The sequence below is a fragment of the Streptomyces fulvorobeus genome, from assembly GCF_013167895.1.
Classification (GTDB): domain Bacteria; phylum Actinomycetota; class Actinomycetes; order Streptomycetales; family Streptomycetaceae; genus Streptomyces; species Streptomyces fulvorobeus.
This window is the reverse complement of record NZ_BLWC01000001.1, coordinates 3,486,515-3,509,684: the sequence shown is the minus strand read 5'-3', so window position 1 is coordinate 3,509,684 and position 23,170 is coordinate 3,486,515. Positions and strand designations below refer to the sequence as shown.

At 66.8% G+C, this 23,170-nt stretch carries 21 protein-coding genes and 2 pseudogenes; 7 read left to right on the top strand and 16 right to left on the bottom strand.

Annotated elements, in window-relative coordinates; all coding sequences use genetic code 11:
• Positions 1-41 precede the first annotated feature (41 nt).
• Complete coding sequence (locus Sfulv_RS15915) at positions 42-1,319, bottom strand: TniQ family protein (protein ID WP_173314465.1); 1,278 nt, start codon at positions 1,317-1,319, stop codon at positions 42-44.
• Positions 1,320-1,471: 152 nt separating this feature from the next.
• Between Sfulv_RS15915 and Sfulv_RS15910 the strand changes: the two genes are divergently transcribed.
• The 4 genes from Sfulv_RS15910 to Sfulv_RS15895 are packed head-to-tail and all read left to right on the top strand — an operon-like array spanning position 1,472 to position 7,926.
• Positions 1,472-3,424 (top strand): type I restriction-modification system subunit M, encoded by a 1,953-nt coding sequence (locus tag Sfulv_RS15910; RefSeq protein ID WP_173314463.1) that lies wholly within the window; start codon positions 1,472-1,474, stop codon positions 3,422-3,424.
• A 43-nt stretch (positions 3,425-3,467) separates the two neighbouring features.
• Positions 3,468-4,589, top strand: coding sequence for a restriction endonuclease subunit S (locus tag Sfulv_RS15905; protein WP_173314461.1), 1,122 nt, complete (start codon positions 3,468-3,470; stop codon positions 4,587-4,589).
• Between the two features lie 17 nt (positions 4,590-4,606).
• Positions 4,607-7,714 carry a type I restriction endonuclease subunit R gene (locus tag Sfulv_RS15900; protein WP_218578048.1) on the top strand — a complete coding sequence of 1,036 codons (3,108 nt, stop codon included), beginning with the start codon at positions 4,607-4,609 and terminating at the stop codon, positions 7,712-7,714.
• Positions 7,711-7,926, top strand: coding sequence for a helix-turn-helix transcriptional regulator (locus Sfulv_RS15895; RefSeq protein WP_173314457.1), 216 nt, complete (start codon positions 7,711-7,713; stop codon positions 7,924-7,926). Before Sfulv_RS15900 ends, Sfulv_RS15895 begins: the two co-directional genes overlap by 4 nt.
• Before the next feature lie 344 nt (positions 7,927-8,270).
• On the opposite strand, the gene Sfulv_RS15890 is transcribed toward Sfulv_RS15895, so the two are convergent.
• The 6 genes from Sfulv_RS15890 to Sfulv_RS15870 all read right to left on the bottom strand — a co-directional run bounded on the left by Sfulv_RS15890 (position 8,271) and on the right by Sfulv_RS15870 (position 14,787).
• On the bottom strand, positions 8,271-9,539 hold the full coding sequence (locus tag Sfulv_RS15890; RefSeq protein ID WP_173314455.1) for a TniQ family protein: 1,269 nt from the start codon (positions 9,537-9,539) through the stop codon (positions 8,271-8,273).
• On the bottom strand, positions 9,539-9,952 hold the full coding sequence (locus Sfulv_RS30475; RefSeq protein WP_256668947.1) for a hypothetical protein: 414 nt from the start codon (positions 9,950-9,952) through the stop codon (positions 9,539-9,541). Before Sfulv_RS30475 ends, Sfulv_RS15890 begins: the two co-directional genes overlap by 1 nt.
• Positions 9,949-10,644 carry an AAA family ATPase gene (locus Sfulv_RS30470; RefSeq protein ID WP_256668946.1) on the bottom strand — a complete coding sequence of 232 codons (696 nt, stop codon included), beginning with the start codon at positions 10,642-10,644 and terminating at the stop codon, positions 9,949-9,951. Before Sfulv_RS30470 ends, Sfulv_RS30475 begins: the two co-directional genes overlap by 4 nt.
• 160 nt (positions 10,645-10,804) lie before the next feature.
• Entirely contained in the window at positions 10,805-13,081 is a 2,277-nt protein-coding gene (locus Sfulv_RS15880) for a COG3415 family protein (RefSeq protein ID WP_218901232.1), read from the bottom strand.
• On the bottom strand, positions 13,075-13,728 hold the full coding sequence (locus Sfulv_RS15875) for a TnsA-like heteromeric transposase endonuclease subunit (protein WP_256668945.1): 654 nt from the start codon (positions 13,726-13,728) through the stop codon (positions 13,075-13,077). The genes Sfulv_RS15880 and Sfulv_RS15875 overlap by 7 nt, the downstream gene beginning before the upstream one ends.
• A gap of 417 nt (positions 13,729-14,145) precedes the next feature.
• Entirely contained in the window at positions 14,146-14,787 is a 642-nt protein-coding gene (locus Sfulv_RS15870) for a TetR family transcriptional regulator (RefSeq protein ID WP_173314453.1), read from the bottom strand.
• 94 nt (positions 14,788-14,881) lie between these two features.
• On the opposite strand from Sfulv_RS15870, the gene Sfulv_RS30465 reads away from it, so the two are divergent.
• Positions 14,882-15,010 (top strand): hypothetical protein, encoded by a 129-nt coding sequence (locus Sfulv_RS30465; RefSeq protein WP_256668944.1) that lies wholly within the window; start codon positions 14,882-14,884, stop codon positions 15,008-15,010.
• A gap of 89 nt (positions 15,011-15,099) precedes the next feature.
• Here Sfulv_RS30465 and Sfulv_RS15865 read toward each other — a convergent pair whose 3' ends face one another.
• From Sfulv_RS15865 to Sfulv_RS15855, 3 genes and pseudogenes are all read right to left on the bottom strand, one after another.
• The gene (locus tag Sfulv_RS15865) at positions 15,100-16,350 is read right to left on the bottom strand and encodes a GNAT family N-acetyltransferase (RefSeq protein WP_173314451.1); all 1,251 of its coding nucleotides are present in this window, start codon (positions 16,348-16,350) and stop codon (positions 15,100-15,102) included.
• Positions 16,351-16,418: 68 nt separating this feature from the next.
• Positions 16,419-17,395: pseudogene (locus tag Sfulv_RS15860) on the bottom strand (asparaginase).
• A gap of 49 nt (positions 17,396-17,444) precedes the next feature.
• Positions 17,445-18,137, bottom strand: a complete 693-nt coding sequence (locus Sfulv_RS15855; protein WP_173314449.1) for an RsiG family protein — start codon at positions 18,135-18,137, stop codon at positions 17,445-17,447.
• Positions 18,138-18,251: 114 nt separating this feature from the next.
• On the opposite strand from Sfulv_RS15855, the gene dtd reads away from it, so the two are divergent.
• Complete coding sequence (dtd, locus tag Sfulv_RS15850; RefSeq protein WP_173314447.1) at positions 18,252-18,701, top strand: D-aminoacyl-tRNA deacylase; 450 nt, start codon at positions 18,252-18,254, stop codon at positions 18,699-18,701.
• A 42-nt stretch (positions 18,702-18,743) separates the two neighbouring features.
• On the opposite strand, the gene ygfZ is transcribed toward dtd, so the two are convergent.
• From ygfZ to Sfulv_RS15835, 3 genes and pseudogenes are all read right to left on the bottom strand, one after another.
• The gene (ygfZ, locus tag Sfulv_RS15845) at positions 18,744-19,709 is read right to left on the bottom strand and encodes a CAF17-like 4Fe-4S cluster assembly/insertion protein YgfZ (protein ID WP_173314445.1); all 966 of its coding nucleotides are present in this window, start codon (positions 19,707-19,709) and stop codon (positions 18,744-18,746) included.
• Between the two features lie 52 nt (positions 19,710-19,761).
• A complete protein-coding gene (locus Sfulv_RS15840) occupies positions 19,762-20,211 on the bottom strand; it encodes a Fur family transcriptional regulator (protein WP_173314443.1) in 450 nt (149 codons plus the stop codon).
• Between the two features lie 59 nt (positions 20,212-20,270).
• Positions 20,271-20,842 (bottom strand): annotated as a pseudogene (locus Sfulv_RS15835) (heme-binding beta-barrel domain-containing protein).
• A gap of 301 nt (positions 20,843-21,143) precedes the next feature.
• On the opposite strand from Sfulv_RS15835, the gene Sfulv_RS15830 reads away from it, so the two are divergent.
• On the top strand, positions 21,144-21,506 hold the full coding sequence (locus Sfulv_RS15830) for a DsrE family protein (RefSeq protein ID WP_173314442.1): 363 nt from the start codon (positions 21,144-21,146) through the stop codon (positions 21,504-21,506).
• Positions 21,507-21,514: 8 nt separating this feature from the next.
• Here the strand turns inward: Sfulv_RS15830 and Sfulv_RS15825 are convergent, their stop codons facing one another.
• From Sfulv_RS15825 to Sfulv_RS15815, 3 genes are all read right to left on the bottom strand, one after another.
• The gene (locus Sfulv_RS15825; RefSeq protein ID WP_173314440.1) at positions 21,515-21,775 is read right to left on the bottom strand and encodes a DUF3099 domain-containing protein; all 261 of its coding nucleotides are present in this window, start codon (positions 21,773-21,775) and stop codon (positions 21,515-21,517) included.
• Positions 21,776-21,893: 118 nt separating this feature from the next.
• A complete protein-coding gene (locus Sfulv_RS15820; protein ID WP_084748041.1) occupies positions 21,894-22,181 on the bottom strand; it encodes a DUF1416 domain-containing protein in 288 nt (95 codons plus the stop codon).
• Positions 22,182-22,231: 50 nt separating this feature from the next.
• A complete protein-coding gene (locus Sfulv_RS15815) occupies positions 22,232-23,077 on the bottom strand; it encodes a sulfurtransferase (RefSeq protein WP_173314438.1) in 846 nt (281 codons plus the stop codon).
• Positions 23,078-23,170: the final 93 nt, after the last annotated feature.

Sequence of the window (23,170 nt, the reverse complement as noted above, 5' to 3'; positions counted from 1 at the left end):
TGTGACTGAGCACGCTGGTTGTCACTTGAGCAGGACAACTGTCACCGAGACTCACGTCGCCGATACCCTTCCGAGCATGCCCTGCTGCCACCGCCCTTGGGCATCGGCCCACGGACGATGATGTCGCCCATAGCCGCCATGCCTTTGGAGCGGTTCATACTGACGATCCGTAGCGGGAAAGAGACCCACCCCTCACGACGGAGATAGATCGACAACGCTTGATCGACGCGGCTGGCCTGATGGATGAGCGGGAGCAGGAACTCCCGCGCCTGCTCCTCGTCGGGGGCGTCGAGAAGCCGCTCGGCGACGCCCAGCGCCGCGCCCATGACGAGCGGGTCCAGTGGCGGATCGGTCAAAGGGCGAGAGCTGTGCTTCTTGCCCGGCCTGACGCGAAGGGCCGCTGCTCGGGCAAGGCGCCCTTCGGCTTCCCGATCAAGGACCTCCGCAAGCGCTGGAGTCGCGGCGAAGGGGCGAGCCGCAGGCCAAGAGAGGAACACGAGGCCGAGTAGGGCTCTCAGATCGGCGAAGTAATCAGCGGCAGGGATTAGCCAGCCGACGCTCGGGGTCACGGCCGGGCCGGCGGGGTTGAGAAGCTTCAGAAGCCGTCGCTGAAGGCCGAGGAGATGGTCCAGCGCCTGCGGGGCGGGGGCAACCTCGAAACCAGCCCCGGCCGGCTCCCCGAGTTGTGCGCCACAGGCAGGCTGGAGGCGTCCGACGGTACGCGGTGCGATCGTGGTCCGGCATTGCGTCGGATGGAGATCCTCGTCCCAAGGGCGGCCGATGATGCTGCCGATCTCAACCGTGTGGACGGGCTGGCGGCAAACAGGGCAGTTGGCCCGCAGTAGGCGACGGTGCCGAGGGCAGGCGAAGACCGGCGGGAGGCGCCAGGAAAGCTGCCAGGCCCCACCGTGACGCCGCTGGATCTCACTCTCGTCTCCGGTGAGACATTGCGGGCAGTATCTGGGCGTTCGAGTTAGCAGCCACGCGTTGTTGTTGATCATCCTCGCGGTGCTACTGCGCGAGGTGAATCTCCTATCCACCGGCCCGTACCGCCCGGCGAGCGAGGAGGTCAGCAGACGGCCGACCTCCTCCGAGGAGAGGCGGGTGACTCGAGCGAAAAACCGCGCCTGGTCGGGCTCCAGGTCGTGCAACAGCCGCATGGGGATGCGGAACAGCGCCTTCTCCTTAGGGTCGCCCGTCAACCCAGTCCGGAGAGTGACCACTCCGGGAGATACCCCAAGACGGTGCGCGAGTCGGAGGAGGTAGCCGGTCAGCGCCTCGTCGGGCAGTGGGTCGAGGCTGCGTGCCAGCGGACGCATGACCTCATGATGCTCCACCTTGGAGCTCAGGCGGGACGACCTTCCCCCGCCAGGGGGTTCCAGACGCACAGAATGCCAACTTTCTGATACATCCCGCATGTAAAGTTCCTGATACGACGAGGGTCGACTAGCGACGAGGAACGAACGCGAACATGACAGAGCCGACAGTGGTCTCTACGACCAGCACGACCGCGCGGATCGTGTGGGAGACGGCGGACAAGTTCCTGCGGGATGTGGTCGAGGAGGAGGACTACGGCGACTTCATCCTGCCGTTTACCGTGCTTCGACGTCTGGAGTGCATGCTCGCTGACTCGAAGGAGCAAGTGACCAAGTATGTCGCCGCTCTCGGCGGACTCCCCCCGCACCTGATCGACATCGCGGTCAAAGATAAGTTCGGGCTGAGCTTCTACAACGTCTCGCCTCTTGACCTCGCCACTATCGCCTCGGTCGATGACAACGTCGAGAAGTCCCTACAGAGCTACATCGCCGGGTTCTCGCACAACATCGCGGACATCTGGGTCGCCTTCGACTTTGCCAGGCGCGCGAAAATGCTTGCTGAAGCCAACCGTCTGCATGCCATGGTCAAGCACTTCTCGACGCTCGATTTGTCTCCATCGAGGCTCGCCAACACGGCCATGGGTGACGTCTTCGAGGACGTGATGTACCGCGCCTTCAACAAGAAGGGGAAGGCCGCAGGTGGGTTCTACACCCCGCGCGATGCAATCAAGCTCATGGTCGACATCCTCATCGCGAACGACGACCACAGCCTCGCCGGTGAGAGCGCGCTGCGCTCGATCTACGACCCAACTGCAGGCTCCGGTGGCATGCTCCTCGTGGCCCAGGAAGCACTGCGGCGGATGAACGAGAAGGTCGACGTGACGCTCTACGGCCAGGAGCTCATGCCTTCGGCATTCGGCCTCGGTAAGGCAGACCTGCTCATTCAGGGAGGCCGGCCGGATGCAATCAAGCAGGGCAACACCCTCGTCGAAGACCTCTACGAGGGCCAGACATTCGACTACGTGCTCTCGAACCCGCCATTCGGTAAAGACTGGTCGGCGGACCAAAAATCCGTCCGCGACCAGGCCAATGCAACTGGATCGCGGTTCAGTCACGGCCTGCCGAGTACCAGTGACGGCCAGATGCTGTTCCTCGCGCACTGCGCCCACAAACTCAGCCCAGCGGAGAAGAACGGTCAGGGCGGACGCGCCGCGGTGGTTTCCAACGCCTCGCCACTGTTTAGCAGCGATAAGGGGCCGAACGCGATCCGCCAGTGGCTGCTCGAAGAGGACCTTATCGACGCGATTATCGCCCTGCCGGCGGAAATGTTCTACGGCACTGGCATCCCTACCTATGTCTGGATCCTCGACAAGAACAAGGATCTTGAACGGAAGGGCAAGATCCAGCTGATTGACGGCTCTGGTCAATGGAAGCCGATGCGCAAGCCGATGGGTGACAAGCGCCGCGAGATGCGCAAGGGAAACCGAAATTTGCTGCTTGAGTCCTATAAGGCCTTCGAACACGCGGACCCGGCGATCTCTCGTGTGATGACACCTGAAGACTTCATGTTCAGGGACGTCCCGGTCTACAAGCAGGCCCGATTCGCGGCACGCTTCAGCGAAGAGGCGGTCGCCACGCTCCGCGACCGCCGCGACTTCACCGAAGCTCACATCGAGGTACTGCGCGCTCTGGACAGCACTTCCTGGAACGATTTGCCTAAGTCGTTCCCTAAGGCCGCGCAGGCCGCTGGACTCAAGGCTCCTATCGGACTCATCGACGCTGTCATGCAGACTACGGCGGTAGTCGATGACTCTGCGCCGCCCGCCGTTGACCGGAAGGGCAACCCCGTCATCGCCGACGGCTGGAAGGTCACCGAGCGCGTGCCACTTAGCGAGGATCTCACCAAGCACATGAAGCGCGAGGTGTTGCCGTACGCTCCCGATGCCACGTGGGACGAGAGGAAGGCCAAACACGGCAACGAGATCCCGTTCACGCGGATCTTCTATGTGCCCAAGGAGCCGCGTTCGCTCTCCGGAATCGACTCCGACGTGCAGAAGCTCATGGGTGAGCTTGCCGAGATGTTCAAGGCGGTAAGCGAGAATGACTAGTCAGGTAGCACACACCTCTCCACTCGAGAGCGCGCTCTACCCCATGGCCCCGATCAGCTCGGTATTCATTGAGCGCAACGAAAAAGTCCGAGACACGGAGTTCCCCGCGCTGTCTGTCGGGCAGCGCGGAGTCACCCCGCAACTGGAAGGAGTGGCCAAGACTCAAACCGAGAGCGACCGCAAACTAGTGCGGGCTGGAGATTTGGTCATCAACTCCCGTTCTGACAGACGGGGGGCCTCCGGGATGGCACGCCAAGACGGGAGCGTGTCGCTCGTCTACTCCGTGATGACACCAAAATCCGAAATTCTGATTGCTGAATACGCGCATCACCTTCTGCGTAGCATTGCGTTCCAAGAAGAATTCTTCCGCTGGGGCGTGGGGATTGTCGACGATCTGTGGTCCACGAACTTCACTCGGATGTCTCGCATTCGCATTCCGCTACCACCCCTACCCACGCAGCGTGCTATCGCCGACGAGCTCGACCAGGTTGAGGCGATGATTGCCAAGCTCGACAAACTCGCCGGCCGGTTGAAGGAGCTTCAGAGGGCGAACCTCGCCGCACTGGGAAGGAAGCTCGTTGCTCCTGGCGAGCGCGTACGAATCGGATTTCTTCTAACGAAGCAATCCCGCTCTGCTCTTCCAGACGATGGGGTTGTAACCGCATTCCGTGACGGGCAGGTGGCGCTTCGCTCTCGACGGCGTGAAGAAGGTTTCACGATGTCACTCAGCGAGGCCGGATACCAAGGGGTTGAACCGGGGGACTTCGTCTTTCACGGACTCGACGGTTTCTCGGGAGCTGTGGGGACATCAGAGGATAGAGGTAAAGTCAGCCCTGTCTACCACGTATGTTCAGCGACGCCCTTGACATCGGAAAGATTCATGGCGTGGGCCCTCCGAGCAATGGCTGCCAATGGGTTCCTTGAGGCCTACTCGTTTTCCGTGCGGCAACGGTCAGTAGATTTTCGGAACTGGGCAACTTTTGCGGGACTACCAATTACCTACATTTCTGTGGGCGAACAACTCCGTATCACCGACCACCTCGATGAGGTTACGGGAAGTATCGACGAAATGTTGACGAAGGTTGCCAAGCTGAGAGAGCTTCTCGTCGAACGGTGTTCCGCGTTTATCGCCGACGTAATGAACGGCCGAAAGGTCGTGGCCTGATGGGGCACTCTCAGCTTATGGAGTTGGAGTTCGAGAAGAACCTCTGCACCGAACTGGCTGCGCACGGCTGGCTCTACGAGGACGACGGCAAGCCGACAGGATGGGACGTCGGGCTCGCCATGGTCCAGAACGACGTGCTGCAGTGGCTCGGCATGCAGTACCCGGACGAGTACGAGAAGGCGGTCCCCAGCGACCTTGTCAACGGCCAGAGGACCGACGCCGAGCGCAAGCTGATCCAGCACATCACCAAGGAACTCGCGAAGACCACGCGGATGGACCCCACCACCGGTCACCCCGTCGGTGGGCTGCTCGGCGTGCTACGCAAGGGCTTCACCTACGCCCAGGTGGGACGCCCCGCCGCGAAGTTCGGGCCGATGATGGTGTTCCCACCAGCCAACCCGAACCTCACCGAGGTGCTCGAAGCCTCGGCCGCCGTGCGCCTACGCATCCTGCGCCAGGTGCGTTTTGACACCGCGTCGAACGAGACCATCGACGTGGTCCTCACCGCAAACGGCATTCCGGTTGTGACGCTCGAACTCAAGACCGACAACACGCAGACAGTCAAGGACGCGATCCGGCAATACAAGGTGGACCGCAAGCCCGGCAAGAATCGCCCCCTGCTCGCACCCGGACGCGCGCTGGTCCATTTCGCGGTGTCCAACGACCTCGTCTACATGACGACGAGGCTCCAGGGCCAGGACACCGTGTTCCTGCCCTTCAACCAGGGGGACGACGGGCACGCGGGCAACCCGCCCTCGGGCAGCGGCTCGTCGACGAACTACCTGTGGCGCCAGACTCTCGCCCGTTCTATGTTCATGCGCATCCTCAAGGACTTCGCGCTCTTCGAGCCGAGCAAGGCCGGCAAGAAGGACGACGGGCGACTAATCTTCCCCCGCTTCCACCAGCTTCGAGCGGTAGAGCGCGTCGTCGCAGACATCGAGGCGCGCGGCACAGGCGAGCGCTACCTCATCTGGCACTCAGCCGGGTCAGGCAAGACGAAGACAATTGCCTGGCTCAGCCATCAGTTGATCCGTCACATGAGCGCCGACTCGAAGTCGACGTTCGACTCGGTCATCGTCGTCACTGACCGTACGGTCCTCGACGAGAACATCCGCCACGACATGAACCTCGTACAGTCGAGCAAGGGCCTCATCGTCACAGTCGGCGAAAAGTCCGGCGCGAAGTCGCCTCAGCTGAAGAAGGCTTTGCTCGAGGGCGACCACATCATCACATGCACGCTGCAGACCTTCCCTGAGGTCATGAAGCTGATCGAGGACACCCAGGAGCTGCGTGGCAGGCACTGGGCCGTGGTCGCGGACGAGGCGCACTCCTCGCAGTCAGGTTCAGCCGCCCGTCGGCTCAAGGAGCTGTTGGCCGATGTCGAGCTTGACGCGGACGAGGACGACATCAGCGCCGACGACCTACTCCGGGCCAAGGACTCGGCGATCGCCGCCTCCAGCAACATCACGTTCGTCGCGCTCACCGCGACCCCGAAGGGGAAAACGCTGCGGCTCTTCGGCACTGAACGCGATGGCCGCTGGGAGGCCTTCGACACGTACACGATGGCTCAGGCGATCGAGGAGGGCTTCATCCTCGACGTGCTCACCAACTACTCGACCTACGACATGTTCCTCCGCGTGAAGAACACGCTCGACGCAGACGAGTCCGAGAGCGAGATCCAGGTCAACACCGGCGAGGCGGTCACTAACATCGTCCGCTACGCCCGTCTCCATCCGACCGCGATCGCGCAGAAGGTCCGTGTCGTCGTCGAGCACTTCCGCCGGAACGTAATGCACGTGCTCGGTGGTGAGGCGAAGGCCATGGTCGTAACGAGCTCGCGCGTGGAGGCGCTCAGCTGGTCGAAGAAGATGGATGAGTACATCGCTTCGCAGGGTTACAAAGACATGAGCACCCTCGTCGCCTTCTCCGGCTCGCTCACGGACGAGACCGGTGAGAGCGTCACCGAGGTTTCCCTGAACAATCACAGCGACGTGACGAAGGCATTCCGCGAAGAGGGCATCTACCGCGTCCTCATCGTCGCAAACAAGTTCCAGACAGGCTTCGACGAGCCGCGTCTCATGGCGATGTACGTCGACAAGAAACTGTCCAGCATCGCCACGGTCCAGACCCTCTCGAGGCTGAATCGCATCTACCCGGGCAAGACCGCGCCGATGGTCGTCGACTTCCGCAACTCGCCGGCGAGCATCGAAAAGGACTTCAAGCTCTACTACTCGGACGCGCATATCGACGGGGACGTCGACCCCAATGCGCTCTACACGATCGGTGAGCGTCTCGACACTGCGGCGCTGTACTCTCACGACGAGCTAAGCGCCGTCGCGGAGGCATATCTGGCGGACGCGGGCGGAGAGGCGCTGGCAAAGGTCCTCTCGCCCATCAAGAACCGATGGACCGGTCAGTGGAGGCAGGCGATTCTGGCCAAGGACAAGGCCAAGCGGGAGGTGCTGGAACGCTTCCGCGCCGACGTGCTGAGCTACCGCAATGCCTGGCAGTTCCTCAGCCAGATCGTCGACTACCAGGATCCGGATCTGCATCGCCGTGCGATCCTCGCGACGTTGTTGGGGCGCAACCTCCACGTCGACGACAACGACCACGACGACAGCTACCTCGAGGGCGTACAGCTCTCTGGTGTGAAGTTCGTGCCGTCCGCAATCAACGAGGACCACTCGCTGAGCGAAGGAAGCGGCGAAGGTATCAAGCTCCCGGTCTTCGAGGGTGAACACAAGTCTGGGGGAAAACCCGAGCGGGGACCGCTCGACGAGGCCATAGACCGCGTGAATGAGATGTTCCGGGCCAAGGGCGTCGAGGTGAGCCCGGGCAGTGTCTCCGGTTTCATCACGACGTTCTGGGGTTTCCTCGACGCTAACGAGGAGGCCGTGGCGATGGCGAAGAACAATACCGTCGCGCAGCTGAAGGCATCCGAGGGTTTCAGCAATGCAATTGGGCTCGCGGTGCTCAAGACCTGCCAGGAGTCGCAGGATATCCAGTCCTACATGACGAACCCTGCATTCCTTGGCCAGCTCGCGGACATCGCGGCGGATGCGCTCCATTTCCAGCATCGCGGTGATGCCGGCTCTCAGACCGCGCTGGGAGAGTCGGGCTCATGAGCAAGGGCCAGCCTAAGCAGGTGAACTTCGGCGAGACCATCCGCGTCGCTCGCAAGGAGCGCGGATGGTCACAGACGGATCTCGCCGAGAAGGCAGGCGTCTCTCGCCCGACTATCGCCCGGATCGAGGCGAACAGAGACGTCACGACCGCCACCGTCGCCAAGATCACTCAGGCTCTCGGGCTCACTCTCGAACTGAGGGGCCGAGGCTGATCTCCTGCTGTTCAAGAGGAAGTATTTCGTGGGCGTGACGCCCCCGGGATACTTCCTCTTCTTCATTTTTGGCCAGAGCGGCTGCTCCGCCCGACTTCCGACCTGCAGGAACCGATCGTTTTCTGATATGCACTGAAGGGCCCGGCAGACGAAGAGTCCGGGCAGGCGCGCATGGCGGTAGGGGTGCCGCTGTGCCCGACCTTCGACGACGCTTCGGAGGAGAACGACGACTGACACCCGGCGGCACACGGTCTCGGCTGGGATTTCCGTACCGGCCCGCGCATGTCTCGCTACTTGCTGGTGTCTGAGCGAGGACTCCAGGGCACACACAGCGCGCGTCCCTGCTATCCGTAGGGACCAGGCATCCCGTTTGCTCCCTGGATTCGTCTGAGCCCCTGGCTCTCGATCCGTTGCCCCATCCGCTGGAAGGCGCCATGGTCCTGACGCGAGGTCAGGAGGATGGCCTGGAGTGGGTAGGAGGTCCCGTTGAGACGCCGAAATTGGTAACTCATCGAGAAGTTTTGCACCTTGGCTCTAGCAATGATTGGCGCCATCAATTCGTGTGTCTCGTTCTCGTCAGGGGCCGACAGCAGCCGTGCGGCGATGCCCAGTACCGCGCCCGCGACGGCGGGATCGGCCGCCGGATCGCTGTAGTGGTGCGAGGCTTGGCGCCGTCGGCTGGCCTCATCCTCGGCACGGGACTTGGTGAAGTCAGCGTGCCGCTTCTCCGCCTCCCGGTCGACCAGCACGGCCAGAGCCTCCATGTCGGCCAGTTGTCTGGCATGGGGCCAAGTCATGAAGATCAATGCGCTCAGAGCGCGTAAGTCAATGAAGTACTGGGCCGTAGGAATCAACCATCCGAAGCTGCCTACCGACTCCGGACCATCGGGTGCCAAGAGTCCGTCAAAGTGGTGCTGAAGCCTCAGCAACGCGGCAACCATGGAGGGAACATGAGGAAGTCGGTCCGCGTCGCCGCCGGACAGGCTCGCACCGCACATCGCTCGTGTACCGGGGATGGTGGCTCTGCATTGAGCGGGGTGGAGGCCCGCCTCGGTGGCTCTTGCAATCAGGCTGCCGGTTCGGGCTGCGTTGATGTCCTGCCCGCAGCGAGGGCAGCCGGACAGTAGCGGGCGCTGATGACGTAGGCAGGCGAAGACAGGAGGCAATCTCCAGGCCCGACGCCAACACCCACCGTGGCGTCCTTCGATCTCGGTTCCGTCACCGGAGAGGCATCGCGGGCAGTACCGGGTCGTCTTAGTGAGAATCCAGCGATTGTTGTGGGCCATTCCCGTGGGCGTACGGAACTCGGCCAGCAGGCGGGCGTTCAGCGGACCGTAGCGCTCACCCAGAGATGCCGTCAGCAGCCCTCGGGCCTCGTCACGCGTGAGGCGAGTGGCGCGGGCAAACGCGTCGAGCCGCCGCTCGTCCAGTTCATGCAGAAGGCGCACGGGAATGGAATTTCGGCCGAGGCCTTGAACGACCAGGCCTGTTCGGATGGCGATCTCCAGGGGTGCGGCGTCGAACCGGTGTGCGAGTCGGAGAAGATAGCCGCGGATCGATTCGTCATCTAGGGGATCCAGGCTCCGGGGCAGGAGTCGTTGTCGGCCTGCCATCAGGCATCGGCGGCGGGGCGGCCGCCCTGGTCGTCGAAGACAGTGTTCCGGCCGTGCCTGCGGCGCTTGGGCGGGGCTCCTTTTCCCTCGTCCTTGAGCACGGGGACCTCACCGGAGCCCGGGTCCCTCCCTGGGACGTTGCCGAGATTGATGGGGATCTCCTGGAACAGGTCGAGGGTCAGGTTCTCCTGGCCGTTTTCCATGGCCTTGGTGCAGCCGTCCTCAATAAGGCGTTTCAGCAGCCCGACGATCCCCTCGGTACGGCGGAACAGGTACTCGGGCATCGTGCCGTCGGTGAGCATGCCCGGCGCTGCCCGGAAGAGCCGCAGCTGGTCTTCGGTGCCGGCAAGGTGGTTGACCCAGGCGGCGATGCCGTCAGGGGTGTCGTAGTGGAACGGGTCGAGGTTGATCATGTCGAAGCGGCGCTCGGTCTGGGTGGCCGCCTCGTCGTTCTGGCTTCTGCCGCGTTTGACGGGCGACAGCACCGTCTGCCCGGTGCGCGGATCCTGCTGGCCTTCCCGCAACAGCCCGGAGCCGGGATGTTGACGCCGATGAGGACGAGAGTGACGTTCAGGCTCATCAGGTCCCGGATGAGATCGAGGGTGTCCTGGTCGTCTTCCCGGTGCATCTTCAACCGGGTGATGTCGTCGAGCAGCAGCGCTGTGGTGCAATGCGCGTGCAGGGAATCGCGGACGTTGCGGATCAGCCCACGCAGGGTCTTGGCGTGCGGGGCTCCGTAAAAGTCCAGAATCGCCTCACACAGTCCCTTCGGCGTGGCCTTGACCGGTGTCTGGCAGTAGGCCACCGGCAGGAAGAGGTCCCGAGTGCCGGGGATCGCGTTCGGGTTGAGCTGGTGGTGCAGGTCGCGCCAGAAGTCCTCGAACTCAGCGGCGGTCTCGCAGGCTGTCTCCGTCTTTCCCTGATAACCGCCACCGTTGATCATCAGTCCGTCGCGGGTGCCGGGTGTCTGCTTCAACGCGTTGTTTTGGAGTCTGGCCCGCATCAGCGCGGTGACCTGCGCGCTCATCGGGGTTTCCTGCATCCGCAGGTTCACATGGGTCGCCGCTCGGTGCAGGTCGTGCAGCCCGCGCTTGCGGGCGCTCATGGCCCGGTACTGGTCTAGCGTCAGTCTTGGGGCCGGAACGAAGGCTCCTCGTGTCCGCCGCCACTGCTGGTATCCCTCGTGGGTGACCCGGTTCGGCGAGGGACCGATCCTGAGAAATGGGACGACACCGTCCTGCAGTCCACTCTGGCTATCGACCACGTCATTCCCCTCCAGCCGGGAGCGAACTGCCGCCCGGCTCACCCTCGTCGTTCTCGTCCCCGTCAGGCAGGATGAAGAAATTCCTCTTGCGGTAGCTGGCGCCCAGCGGGGGTGGCAGCGCGGGCCGAGAAGGCCCGGTTTCTTCTCTGCGTCGGCGGCGCTCGGCGTCCAAACTCTCCTCGGCCCTGCGCGCCTGCTCGGGCCATTGCAGGTGAACAACAGTGTTTCCTGCCGCCCAGGCGGCAGGATCCTGCTCGGCCTGCGAAGCTGGATGGTCGCTGGCAGCGGTATTGGCCTGGATGACATCGCGGGCATACTCGGTACGCTGGGACTTCTTTAGGCGCGTCGGCCAGTGCGCAACCGGTGTGTGCAGGCCGATCACGTCGAGGAGAAGCGGCAGGAGTTCGGCGTCCGTCTTCGGTTTCAGTCCCGCCTTCTGTGCCTGCTGCAAGAGGTCGCGCACTCGTGCGTCGCCGAAGGCCGGCGTCCTGCCCTCCGGCGGGAGTCCGGTCCAACGCAGCGGGTGCCATACGTGGGTGAGCGGGTCCTGGAAGAACACGGTGCGGCGGTCACGGGGCTCGCGGTGGACGATCCACTGCCCTTTGCGTCTGCCGCCACGGGTGGACCGCTGGTCACGGTAAGGATCCAGAGCCGGGCCGTCGTACCAGAGCCCACGGATCTTCACTCCGCGGCGGCCGTGGATCTTCGTCACCGAGTGTTGCGGCAGCAGCTGGTAGTAGAGCTCGGGCGAGGGGATCTCCATCGGGAAGCCGCCCTGGGCAAACGAGGCCGCGAAGAGCGAGTTCGGGCTGTGATCGCTGTTCGGGTCCCAGCACGGCGCGTACTCGCCCAGGCGGCGCTGTTGCCACACCTTCACGATCCACGTCGCGATCACGTGCTCCATCTCCTCGATGGTCCACGTCGCGTCGCCCTCCGGGTCGGCCCCACGATCAGCGACATCGACGCCGGTGTAGCCCAGCAGGTGCTCGAACAGCAGAGACCGGATGCTGCCGAAGGCCCTCTCCACCACCTGCTTGTCCGTGGGACGCAGGACCCTGGAGGGAAGGATGTTGCAGCCGAGCACTCGCTGAACATCGACGAGATGGTGATTGCGGTAGACCGACCCGTGGTCGGTGGTCACCGTCTCCGGGGCGAAGAACGGTAACCCGGCGACCTCGTAGCCGGCGAACTCGGCGACTACGGCGGCAGGCAGCCCTGGATAGGGCCACTCCATCTCCTCGCCCCAGTCCGCCCGCATCGGCAGCGGCAGCATCACGTCCCGCAGCAGCATCGCCACGTCCACCGAAGTGTCGGAGACCAGGGTGAGACGGAACGCGCACAGCGAGTGCGTGTAGACATCCATGGCGAGAGTCAGGTGGACCTTCACCGGATCGCCGAACACACCCTCACGGACCATGACGGGCAGCACCGTGGTGTCCAGCCCCACCACCTGCCCGGGACGGTGGACCACCACGTGACCGGTCTTCGTGGGCAGTTGGGCCGAGCGCTCATAGCGCTGACGCGCTCCGCTCGGGCCGAACCACTCCTTCCAGACCCTCAGCAGCGTGTGGTAGCTCGGCACCACGACCTCGGGACCGAAGGTCTCCCGCACGTACTGGTGGATCATGGCCTCGCGGGTGCGGCCGTCCACGCGCGAGCGGTGCAACGTCTCCGCCCGCACCGCGAAAATCGCCTCCCGGACCTCCTCGCTGATGCTTGGATGACCGCCGCTCTCCCGCAGCCACCGGTCGTCCGCGCAGCCGATCAGCCCGAAGCGGCTGCGGTTCCTCTCCCAACGGATCAGCGTGCGGTAGCTCACTTCCGCCAGGCCCAGCAGCTTCGCTTCCTCACGGTTCAGGGCTTTGAGTTCGGCGACCTTCGCCAGCCGCCGTCCGGTCAGTGTGGTCGTCTCCGGGTCGTACTCAGGCTTCGGCTCCCCCTGCCCCGGCCTCAGAGGATCACCGCTTCTGAACCCCGTCTTCACTTCCAGCAGATGGGCCGCACGCAGCCTTGCCAACCGGCGCTTGTCCGGCTTCAAGTCCCCCACCGAAGCGGGCTGCCGACCACGGTCCGCCCTCAAAGCCGATGTCCGAGACGAAGGACGGCAGTGCTGGTGATTGGCCAGGAACCGGAACGTCAGGCACTGCCTTAAACCGTCGGGTCCCATCAACTGGACTCGCCCGAGATGCGGTTCACGCCGCTCGACGATCCACTCGACGTCATCGAGCACGACCCCGGCACCGACGGACAGGTCCAGCGCGCGAGCAATACTCACCATGCCTCCGATCCGAGAACGACCGTGGACCGGTCCCCGAGAGGCTGGCTCAGATCGATGCCGACGCGGCGATGCCACAGCAGGTGCAGCAGATGAGCCCGCGCGACCGGCGCGAACGCGCTTCCCGCCGCGATCTCCCCGAAGGTCATTGCCGCACTGGCCCCGGCGACCAGGCCCGGCCTGACACCCAGCGGGTCTGTGAGCGGTCGGCGCCTGGCCGACATCGCATCCACCGCCATCAGCGCGTACGGCTTCCACCGCGCAGCCACCGTGTAGTGCCAGCCGCAGGCCAATGCGGCCTCGGCCGCCGCGGCGAAGGACTCCCGGTCCCCGTCACCGATCAGATCAATGGGGCGGACGTCGATCAACCAGGTACCCAGGCGACTGACGACAAGGAAATCGGGGGTATGCCTGCGCCATCCGTCAGCGGTACGGAACTTCAGCCGAAGCGGCTGCGAAAGGACCTCGACTACATCACCAGCAAAATCCAGAACTAGCAGCAACCCAGCTTCCTCCAGGCTTTCGAAACCGTGCAGGCGGCCGGTGCTGACCATGTACTCCAGCCCAGGACGATGACGTTGCTCGCGCCGCCAGGTGAAGCCCCGCATCGGCCCCAGCCCGCTGACCGGAGCGGCCGCCAGATCGGCCACCGCGCAGGTGACCTCACCTCCGGCGTACCGCCAGGTAGCCGTCCACCGCCGCGTCCACCCCTCGTCCAAGTCGAGCGCCTGACGCCCCGTGCCGAGGGAGACCGGCACGAGTAGGTCGTCCCACCGGCACAAATGCGACCACACGGGCTCGTACACCACGTCGTCAGCCACCCGGGTGTGTGCCCCGCCGGATCCTCGAACCTCCGCCACGTCTCCAGGGAAGCGGAGCCAGGCATTCGACGTGGGCGATCTTCGGTAGTGGTGACAACAAGACCGCAAACGATCTCAAGGTGACAAGAATGTCGCACTTTCAGTGACAACAACCCTGCTCACGCCATCGGAGCGGGCGAGGTCGGGACGGCTCTCAGGTGACAACCATCGTGCTCAGTCACAGGAGGGCAAGGCGCACGCCCATCCCTACGTCAGCCCCGCCCGCAGCTGTACGAAGGCCAGTTCCGCGGCTTCCACCGCGCCCGGGTACACCTGCTCCGCGCTCTCTCCCGCGTCGATCCGCCGCCAGTTCTCCTCCGCCAGGATGCGCAGGACGGCGACGATCTGGCCCGCGGCGAGCCGGGCCGCGATCCCGCCGCCGAGGGCCCGGCCGAGCGCCGCCTCCGAGCGGCCCTGGTAGGCGTAGAGGCGCGCGACCAGCGCCGGGGTGCCGTACAGCAGGCGGTGGAAGGCGAGGACCTCCGGGGCGTCGCAGAGGCCGGTCACCGGGTCGCGTCCGGCCAGCCCGGTGAGGAAGTGGCGGTGCAGCGCCTCCAGCGGGGATTCGCCGTCCGCGCGGGCCGCGACGGTCCGGGCGGCCTCGTCCTCGTGGTCGGCGAACCGGTGCAGCGCGAGGTCCTCCTTGGCCGGGAAGTACCGGAACAGTGTGGGTTTGGAGATGTCGGCGGCGGCCGCCACCTCCGCGACCGAGACCTTGTCGAAGCCCCGTTCGAGGAACATCGCGATCGCCGCGTCGGAGACCGCCTGGTAGGTCAGTCGCTTCTTGCGCGCACGCAGACCGGCCGGCGCGTGCGCCGCCCCCTTGGACCTGGACTTCTCTCCGCTCATGACCGCTTACCCTACGCCCTTGACCTCAAGTGGACTTGACGTCCCAAGGTGGTGCCTGAGGCACCGGAACGGCCGGCCGCCGGCAGGAAGGAACGTGATCCGTATGCGGGTGGCACTGGCCCAGGAGTTCGGCGGACCGGAGGTCCTGGTCGCGGCGGAGCGGCCCGACCCGGTCGCGGCGCCGGATGGGGTGGTGATCGACGTGGCGTACGTCGACACGTAAGGCCAGACCGAGGGAGAGTCAGGGTCGCCGCCTCCCGGGAGGCGGCGAAGGCGCTCCCCTCCCTCTCCCCCTCGGGCCCCTCGCCGCCCTCAGAAGACGTCCGGGCACCACGCCCGGCGGCCCGTACGGAACACCGCGTCGGCCGTCGCCGCCGCTCCCGCCCGGTTCTCCTCGACCCGACCGAGGTCCATCAGCCGGATGACCGATTCGTCGCCGAGATACAGCGTCCCCAACTCCCGTACGTCCAAGGTCAGATCGGCGCTCTCCCGGGTCGGCACGCAGGAGGCGCCGGCCGGGGAGGCGTCGAGGCGGAAGCGGCCGGCGGTGAGGCCCGTCTCGTCCCGGACGTCCAGGACCAGGGTGGCCTCGGCAGCGTAGGTACGGGCCTCCAGCGCCCGTACGACGTCCAGGAGCCTCACCCACAGCCAGTCCGCCTGCGTCACGACGCGCGCCGCGCGCGGGTCCGGCAGGAGGAGGGGCAGCAGGTCGTCGGGGGCGCGGTGGCCCGAGCGGACGGTGGTGATCCAGTCGATCGAGCAGACGAACCGCCACAGCGCCCGCTCGGCGGCCGGGGTCGCCGCGATCAGGGTCTTCACCGTCGCCTTGTTCAGCGGCTGCTTGGCGTCGCCCCAGTTGTCGTCGGCCCGGTACACGGCCAGCCCGTCGACCTCGCCATCCGCCGAGCGGTAGAGAGCGTAGAACGGGTCGCTCCACCCGTCGGCGGCCGTCACGCCGACACCCGTGTTCACTTCCCACCAGCGGCGGTCGCGGCTGATCACGCCGGGGGTGCGCGCGGCCAGCCGGTCATGGAGCCCGGGGCCGAACATGCGCACCTCCATGCCTTCCACCAGATCGATCCGGCCGCCGTCCTCGGCCGTGAGGGCCGGACGGCGCGGGTCCAGGCCGGAGCGTGGGACGTCGATCTCCCACTCCGTCGTCCACGTCGCCGGGCCGAAGCCGAACCGCCCGTAGATCGGGTACTCCGCGGCGATCAGGGTGGCGACCACGTCGCCGCGCTCCTTGGCCGCAGCCAGATCCGCGGCCATCATCCGGCCGAGCAGCCCGCGGCGGCGGTGCGTGGGCGACACCGTCACCGCGCTGATCGCGTCGGCCCGCACCCGCGCACCGCCGACGACGGTCAGCTCCTGGTCGAACGACCGGAAGGTCGCCACACACCGCCCGCCGTCGAAGACACCGCGCACCCGGCTCAGATCGGTGTGTGCCAGACGTCCCTTGATCTCGTCCTCCGCCGGCGCGGACGCGCGCAGGAAGCCGGTCCCCACGGCCCGCAGCCACTCCGGGTAGCCGGACTCGGTAACGGTGCGGAGCTCCAGGTTCATGGGCCCACGCTAGGCACAGTCCCGCCGGGATGTCGCGCGATTTAGGCTCCGCCCGGGGGCGCCCGCCGTCAGAACGCCGCGCGGACGCCGCCCACTTCGGCGCTGCCGCCCAGCAGCGGTGCCCGGCCGATCCGGGAGACCACCGGGGCGTCGACGCCCAGCAGCTCCAACACGCGGGCCAGCACCGGGCCGAGCGCCCGCGTCGCACCGTCGTCGATCTTGAAGGCCAGGGCCCTGCCGTCCGCGAGAGCCACCGCCTGGACCGCCTCCGCACCCATCTTGGAGAGCGTGCCCGGCACCTCCCGCATCAGCCAGGTGTCGGGGCGGCGCGTCCCCGCGACGTACTCCGGGTGGGCCCGCATCGCGTCCGCGACCCGCCGCTCGGCCGTCCCCGGCGCGGCGAGCACGAACGACCGGAAGGCGCGCGCCAGGCCCACCAGGCCGATCGCCATCAGCGGCGCCCCGCAGCCGTCCGTACCGACCGAGGCGACCGGCTCGCCCGCCGCCTCCTCGACCACCTGGTGCACCAGCCGCTGGAGCGGGTGTGCCGGGTCGAGGTAGCTCGCCGTGTCCCAGCCGTTGCGTACGCAGACCGCGAGCATCGCCGTGTGCTTGCCTGAGCAGTTCATCGTGAGCCGCTCCCTGACCTGCCCGGCGGCCAGGTACGACTCGGCCTCGACCGGGTCCAGCGGCAGATCCGGCGGGGTCTGGAGGTCGTCGGCCGTCAGTCCGTGCTCGGCGAGCATCGTGCGTACCAGATCGAGGTGGAAGCCCTCCCCGAGTGGCTCGCGGCGGTCAGCGCCAGCCGCTCCCCGCCGAGATCGAGTCCGGCCCGCAGGATCGCGGCCGCCTGCATCGGCTTGTTGGACGAGCGCGGGAAGACCGGCGCCGCCGGGTCCCCCAGGGCGTACTCCACACTGCCGTCCGCGGCCAGCACGACGAGCGACCCCCGGTGGAGACCCTCGACGAAACCGGACCGTACGACCTCGGCCAGGACGGGCCGGGCGGCGGTCATGGCGGAAGAAGGGGTGGCGCTGGAGGTCATGGTGGCCTTCCGGGGAACGGGCGGGTGACCCGCCCCCGGAAGGGTTGCCTCAGGCGAGCAGGTCGTCTACTTGGGCTTCCCCGTCACGGTACCTGCGCGCGATCTCCGCGCTGCACTCGTCGGCGGAGCGCTGGAGGCGGTGACGGCGCCGGGAGACCTGCTGCTCGTAGCGGACGAGCCGCCCCATCGCGGTGTGCAGCTCGTCGTCCGTCCGGGCGTCGAGGTCGGACAGCTCGACGTCGGCGAGCGTCTCCGCGGCCAGTTGACGGTACTCGTCGCTGCGCGGCGTGGTGAGGGTGACGTGCCGTGCGGAGGTCCGGTGCAGGGAGGGGGCGTCGGCGAGGATCTCCGAGAGCCGGTCGACGACCGGGGTCTCCGGGGCGCGGCGACGGGCCAGCTCCGCCCTGAGGATGTCGATACGGCCCTGGACCAGCCTCCGTACGTAACTGAGGTCGGCCTCGTCGCGCTGCGCGTTCTTGCGCAGCGTACGGAGTTCGGGCAGGCGCAGGCCGCGGAACTCGGGCGAGGCCCGCACCGCGGACAGCCCTTCCCCGACCCCCGGCACGACGGACTGCTCGGGTACGGAAACAGGCCGGGGCGGGGGTGTGGGGCCCGCCCCATGGACCGCGCCCTGCTGTCCCGGCCCTTGCGGGACACCGGTCCGCTGTACGGGTGGCCGCATGATGCCGGTACGGGTCGTCGGTACGGCACCGGGTGACTGCCCGGCTCCATATTCACTCATGCTGTTCCGTCCCCTCGACCGGTGCGTCGGCACACCGGCACGTGCATGGTGCCACCCCGCACGCTTCCCACGCAGGTGCTCTGTACCCGTTCAGCCCAAGATAGGTTGGTCTGTATGCGTGCAGTGGTGCAGAGAGTGGACGGCGCGTCCGTCACCGTGGCCGACGGTACGGACGGCCCCGCGGGGTCCGCCGTGGTCGGCGAGATCATGGGCGAGGGCTTGTGCGTACTGGTGGGAGTCACCCATGAGGACACTCCGGAGAAGGCGGCACAACTCGCCCGAAAGCTCTGGACCGTGCGCATTCTGGACGGCGAGAAGTCCTGCTCCGATGTGAATGCGCCGATTCTGGTCATTTCGCAGTTCACCCTCTACGGGGACGCGAGGAAGGGCCGCAGGCCCACCTGGAACGCCGCCGCGCCCGGGGAGGTGGCCGAGCCGCTGGTCGAGGAGGTGGTGGCGCGGCTGCGGGCCCTCGGAGCGCAGGTGGAGACGGGCCGGTTCGGAGCGGACATGCGCGTCTCGCTCACGAACCACGGCCCGTTCACCGTACTGATCGAGGTGTAGCGGCGCCGGTGGACACCGGCGCGCAGCAGATCTACGGCCTGACTAGGGCTCGACGACCGTCTCCTGGGCGGCGGCCGTGTCCCCGGCCATCAGTTCCGCGTCCACGGCCACGTTCCGCTTCACCAGGGCCAGCGCGATCGGGCCCAGCTCGTGGTGGCGGGCCGACGTCGTGATGAAGCCGAGCTGACGGCCCTCGGGCCCGTCCGCCGCCAGCCGCACCGGCGTTCCGTGACCGGGCAGCAGCACCTCGCTGCCGTCCAGGTGCAGGAAGACGAGCCTGCGCGGCGGCTTCCCCAGGTTGTGGACGCGCGCGACCGTCTCCTGGCCCCGGTAGCAGCCCTTGTGGAGGTGGACGGCCGTGCCGATCCAGCCCAGCTCGTGCGGGATGGTGCGGTGGTCGGTCTCGAAACCGAGGCGTGGGCGGTGGGTCTCCACGCGCAGCGCCTCGTACGCGAGGATTCCGGCCACCGGGCCGTGCGCGGCGGCGTACTCCTCCAGGCCGGCGCGCGGCAGGAACAGGTCGCGGCCGTGCGGCGTCTCCCGTACGGCCACGCCGTCGGGCGCCTCGGCGATGGAACCGGCAGGCAGGTGCACGACGGCGAAGCTGTCGGTGCGGTCGCGGACCTCGACCCGGTAGAAGAACTTCATCGACTCCAGATAGGCGATGAGCTCGCCCTGTGTGTCCGGCTCGACGTGCATCCACACCGTGTCGCCGTCGTCGACGAGATAGAGGGCGTACTCGATGTGCCCGTTGGCCGAGAGGATCAGCGCCTCGGTGGCCTGGCCGGGTACGAGGTCGGTGACGTGCTGGGTCAGCAGCAGGTGCAGCCAGGCCAGCCGGTCGTCGCCGGTGACGGTGACGATTCCCCGGTGCGACAGGTCGACGAGGCCGGAGCCGCCGGCGAGGGCGCGCTGCTCGCGGAACAGGTCGCCGTAGTGCCCGGCGACACCTTCGTCGCGGCCTTCGGCGGGGACGGCGCCGGGCAGGGACAGCAAGGGGCTCTTCATGCGCCCAGCCTACGGCCAGGGGGCAAACCCCCGCCCCGGGGCCCGGTTGGCCTCAGGCTCCGGCGGGGTCCGGCTCAGGACCGGCCTTCGCCGCGCAGTCCGCGCAGCGGCCGAAGATCGCGAAGTGCTTCATGTCCGTCTCGAAGCCGAACGTGTCCCGGAGCTTGGCCGTGAAGTCGTCGACCACACCGACATCGGCCTCGATGACGTTCCCGCAGTCCCGGCAGACCAGGTGGATGTGGTGGTGGCGGTCCGCCAGGTGGTACGTCGGAGCGCCGTGGCCCAGATGGGCGTGGCTGACCAGACCGAGCTCCTCCAGGAGCTCCAGGGTCCGGTAGACGGTGGAGATGTTCACACCGGACGCGGTCCTGCGCACCTGGGAGAGGATCTCGTCGGGCGTGGCGTGTTCCAGCGCGTCGACCGCCTCCAGGACAAGCTGGCGCTGGGGCGTCAGCCGGTAGCCACGCTGCCGAAGATCCGTCTTCCAGTCGGTGCTCACCACAGGCCCAGTGTAGGCGTCCGCCGGGTACCGGCCCCAAGTCCGCTGCCCGGCGGGAGCTCCTACCTGAAGAACGCGATGCCGTCGTCCGGCATGTCACCGAGGCTCTTCGCCATCTCGGCGACCTCCTCGGGGTGACGACCTTCTTCAGGTGCGCCGACATGTAGGGGCGCAGCTCGACGTCGGGAGTGGCCTTCTCGCCGACCCACATCAGGTCGCTGTTCACATAGCCGTAGAGCCGCTTGCCACCGCTGTACGGGCCGGAGGCCGCGGTACGGGCCACCGCGTCGGTGACCAGGTCGATCTGCGGCTTCTTGTCCGCGAGCGTGCCGTACCAGATCTCGACGACGCCCTGGTCACGGACCATGACGACCTCGACCTTGCGGTCCTTGTCGACACGCCAGTAACCGGACTCGGTCTCCAGCGGGCGGACCTTCTCGCCGTCCTCGTCCAGCACCCAGGAGTGCGAGACGTACTCGATGAAGTCCCGGCCGTCGTGGGTGAACGAGACTTCCTGGCCGAAGTTGCACTTCTCGGCGCCGGGGAAGTCGGACACGCCCGCGCCCGCCCAGTTGCCGAGGAGGAAGACCAGCGGGACCAGGTCCGGATGGAGGTCGGACGGAATCTCGATCATGAGCGGCTCAGACCATCTGTGAGGGAGGGGCGGTGTTCGGCGAGGGTCAGCGCTGGCCCTGGTAGAGCTTCTTCACGGTCAGACCGGTGAAGGCCAGCACGCCGACGCAGACCAGGATCAGCAGGGCGGAGAAGAATGCCTCAAGCACGGGAGCTCCTCGGGACGAACGATGCGGCCGCAGTACGGGGCCGGGCCCAGCCTAATGGGTCGGTGGCCGGCCTTCTCGTCCAGGTCCTCGGCCGGGCAGCGGTTCCCCCGGGTTCCCGGGGAGGTCGCACGGGCGCCGATTACAGTGCGGCCTATGCCGAAGAAGCTCGTGATCAAGGTGACCGCAGGAGCCGACTCCCCCGAGCGCTGCTCACAGGCGTTCACCGTGGCGGCCGTCGCCGTCGCCAGCGGTGTGGAGGTCTCGCTCTGGCTGACCGGCGAGTCCGCCTGGTTCGCCCTGCCGGACCGCGCCGCCGCGTTCGAACTGCCGCACTCCGCTCCGCTGCCCGACCTGGTCGAGACCGTCCGGGCGGGCGGTCTGATCACCCTGTGCACGCAGTGCGCGGCGCGGCGCGGCATCGGCGAGCAGGACGTCCTGGAAGGCGTCCGGATCGCGGGCGCGCAGGTCTTCGTGCAGGAGATCATGGCGGACGGCGTCCAGGCCCTCGTGTACTGAGGGCCTGCCTACGGGCGGCGGCGCCTGCCGTCGAGCTCGTCCCACCACTCGTCGGACCCCGGGTCACCCGAGGGATCGTCCCACCAGCGGTCATCCGGGCCCCGCCGGTTGGCGACCATCGCCGCGACCGGCGGGATGACCATCGCCACGACACACATCCCCACGGCGACCGGCACCGACCACGGGCGCACCAGCGCCCAGGCGGAGACGAAGAGGACGACGCATCCGCCCATCAGGAGGAAGTAGGCGCGGCGGCGCCGTGCGTACATAGCTCAATACTAGGACGGGGCCGACCGGACGGCCTGGACGGCGCGAAGGGCCGCACCCCTGCTCAGGTGGCGTCCAACCCCCTGGGGTGCGGCCCTCCGGCCGGTCATGCGCTACGGGTCACACAGCGATGGCGACCTCGGAGAGACCACCGGTCCGCGCGACGACCGTGCGGTCCGCGCTGCCGCCGGGAACGAGGGCGCGGAGCGTCCAGGTGCCCTCGGCCGCGTAGAAGCGGAACTGTCCCGTCGCCGAGGTCGGGACCTCGGCGGTGAACTCGCCGGTCGAGTCCAGCAGGCGCACGTAACCGGTGACGGGCTCGCCGTCGCGGGTCACGCTGCCCTGGATGGTGGTCTCACCGGGCTTGATCGTCGAGGCGTCGGGGCCGCCGGCCTGTGCTCCACACATGGTGTTTCGTCCTTCTGCTGGGGTGTCGTGCTGGTCGGTGGTCCGCGGGCCTACTTGTTGGCGCCGAGCTCGATCGGCACACCCACGAGCGAGCCGTACTCGGTCCACGAACCGTCGTAGTTCTTGACGTTCTCCTGTCCGAGCAGCTCGTGCAGCACGAACCAGGTCAGCGCGGAGCGCTCACCGATGCGGCAGTACGCGATGGTGTCCTTCGACAGGTCGACCTGCTCGGCCTCGTAGAGGGCCTTGAGCTCGTCGTCCGACTTGAAGGTGCCGTCGTCGTTGGCGTTCTTCGACCACGGGATGTTGCGGGCGCTCGGCACGTGGCCGGGGCGCTGCGACTGCTCCTGCGGGAGGTGCGCCGGGGCGAGCAGCTTGCCGCTGAACTCGTCGGGCGAGCGCACGTCGACCAGGTTCTGGCTGCCGATCGCCTTCACGACGTCGTCGCGGTAGGCGCGGATCGACTCGTCCTGGGGCTTGGCCTTGTACGTGGTGGCCGGGCGGGACGGGATCTGGTCGCCGTCGACGAGGTCGCGGGAGTCGAGCTCCCACTTCTTGCGGCCGCCGTCGAGGAGCTTGACGTCCTGGTGGCCGTAGAGCTTGAAGTACCAGAAGGCGTAGGACGCGAACCAGTTGTTGTTGCCGCCGTAGAGGACGACCGTGGTGTCGTTGCCGATGCCCTTGTCGGACAGGAGCTTCTCGAAGCCGGCCTGGTCGATGAAGTCACGGCGTACCGGGTCCTGGAGGTCCTTGGTCCAGTCGATCCGGATCGCGTTCTTGATGTGGTTCTTCTCGTACGCCGAGGTGTCCTCGTCGACCTCGACGATGGCGACCTTCGGGTCGTCGATGTGGGCCTCGACCCAGTCGGCGTCTACCAGTACGTCTGCGCGGCTCATGTGGTTCTCCTCCGGGGCAGTCTGCGGCGGGGTGGTGCGATGTGCGGGCGTACGACGCGGCTGCGCGGAGGCGGTGCGTGTACGAGGCACGGG

Excerpts from the sequence above, each read along its gene's own strand:
- Sfulv_RS15915 (WP_173314465.1), bottom strand. The coding sequence starts at position 1,319 with ATGCGTCCGCTGGCACGCAGCCTCGACCCACTGCCCGACGAGGCGCTG.
- Sfulv_RS15910 (WP_173314463.1), top strand. The coding sequence starts at position 1,472 with ATGACAGAGCCGACAGTGGTCTCTACGACCAGCACGACCGCGCGGATC.
- Sfulv_RS15905 (WP_173314461.1), top strand. The coding sequence starts at position 3,468 with ATGGCCCCGATCAGCTCGGTATTCATTGAGCGCAACGAAAAAGTCCGA.
- Sfulv_RS15900 (WP_218578048.1), top strand. The coding sequence starts at position 4,607 with ATGGAGTTGGAGTTCGAGAAGAACCTCTGCACCGAACTGGCTGCGCAC.
- Sfulv_RS15895 (WP_173314457.1), top strand. The coding sequence starts at position 7,711 with ATGAGCAAGGGCCAGCCTAAGCAGGTGAACTTCGGCGAGACCATCCGC.
- Sfulv_RS15890 (WP_173314455.1), bottom strand. The coding sequence starts at position 9,539 with ATGGCAGGCCGACAACGACTCCTGCCCCGGAGCCTGGATCCCCTAGAT.
- Sfulv_RS30475 (WP_256668947.1), bottom strand. The coding sequence starts at position 9,952 with ATGATCAACCTCGACCCGTTCCACTACGACACCCCTGACGGCATCGCC.
- Sfulv_RS30470 (WP_256668946.1), bottom strand. The coding sequence starts at position 10,644 with ATGAGCGCCCGCAAGCGCGGGCTGCACGACCTGCACCGAGCGGCGACC.
- Sfulv_RS15880 (WP_218901232.1), bottom strand. The coding sequence starts at position 13,081 with ATGGTGAGTATTGCTCGCGCGCTGGACCTGTCCGTCGGTGCCGGGGTC.
- Sfulv_RS15870 (WP_173314453.1), bottom strand. The coding sequence starts at position 14,787 with ATGAGCGGAGAGAAGTCCAGGTCCAAGGGGGCGGCGCACGCGCCGGCC.
- Sfulv_RS15865 (WP_173314451.1), bottom strand. The coding sequence starts at position 16,350 with ATGAACCTGGAGCTCCGCACCGTTACCGAGTCCGGCTACCCGGAGTGG.
- Sfulv_RS15855 (WP_173314449.1), bottom strand. The coding sequence starts at position 18,137 with ATGAGTGAATATGGAGCCGGGCAGTCACCCGGTGCCGTACCGACGACC.
- dtd (WP_173314447.1), top strand. The coding sequence starts at position 18,252 with ATGCGTGCAGTGGTGCAGAGAGTGGACGGCGCGTCCGTCACCGTGGCC.
- ygfZ (WP_173314445.1), bottom strand. The coding sequence starts at position 19,709 with ATGAAGAGCCCCTTGCTGTCCCTGCCCGGCGCCGTCCCCGCCGAAGGC.
- Sfulv_RS15830 (WP_173314442.1), top strand. The coding sequence starts at position 21,144 with ATGCCGAAGAAGCTCGTGATCAAGGTGACCGCAGGAGCCGACTCCCCC.
- Sfulv_RS15825 (WP_173314440.1), bottom strand. The coding sequence starts at position 21,775 with ATGTACGCACGGCGCCGCCGCGCCTACTTCCTCCTGATGGGCGGATGC.
- Sfulv_RS15820 (WP_084748041.1), bottom strand. The coding sequence starts at position 22,181 with ATGTGTGGAGCACAGGCCGGCGGCCCCGACGCCTCGACGATCAAGCCC.
- Sfulv_RS15815 (WP_173314438.1), bottom strand. The coding sequence starts at position 23,077 with ATGAGCCGCGCAGACGTACTGGTAGACGCCGACTGGGTCGAGGCCCAC.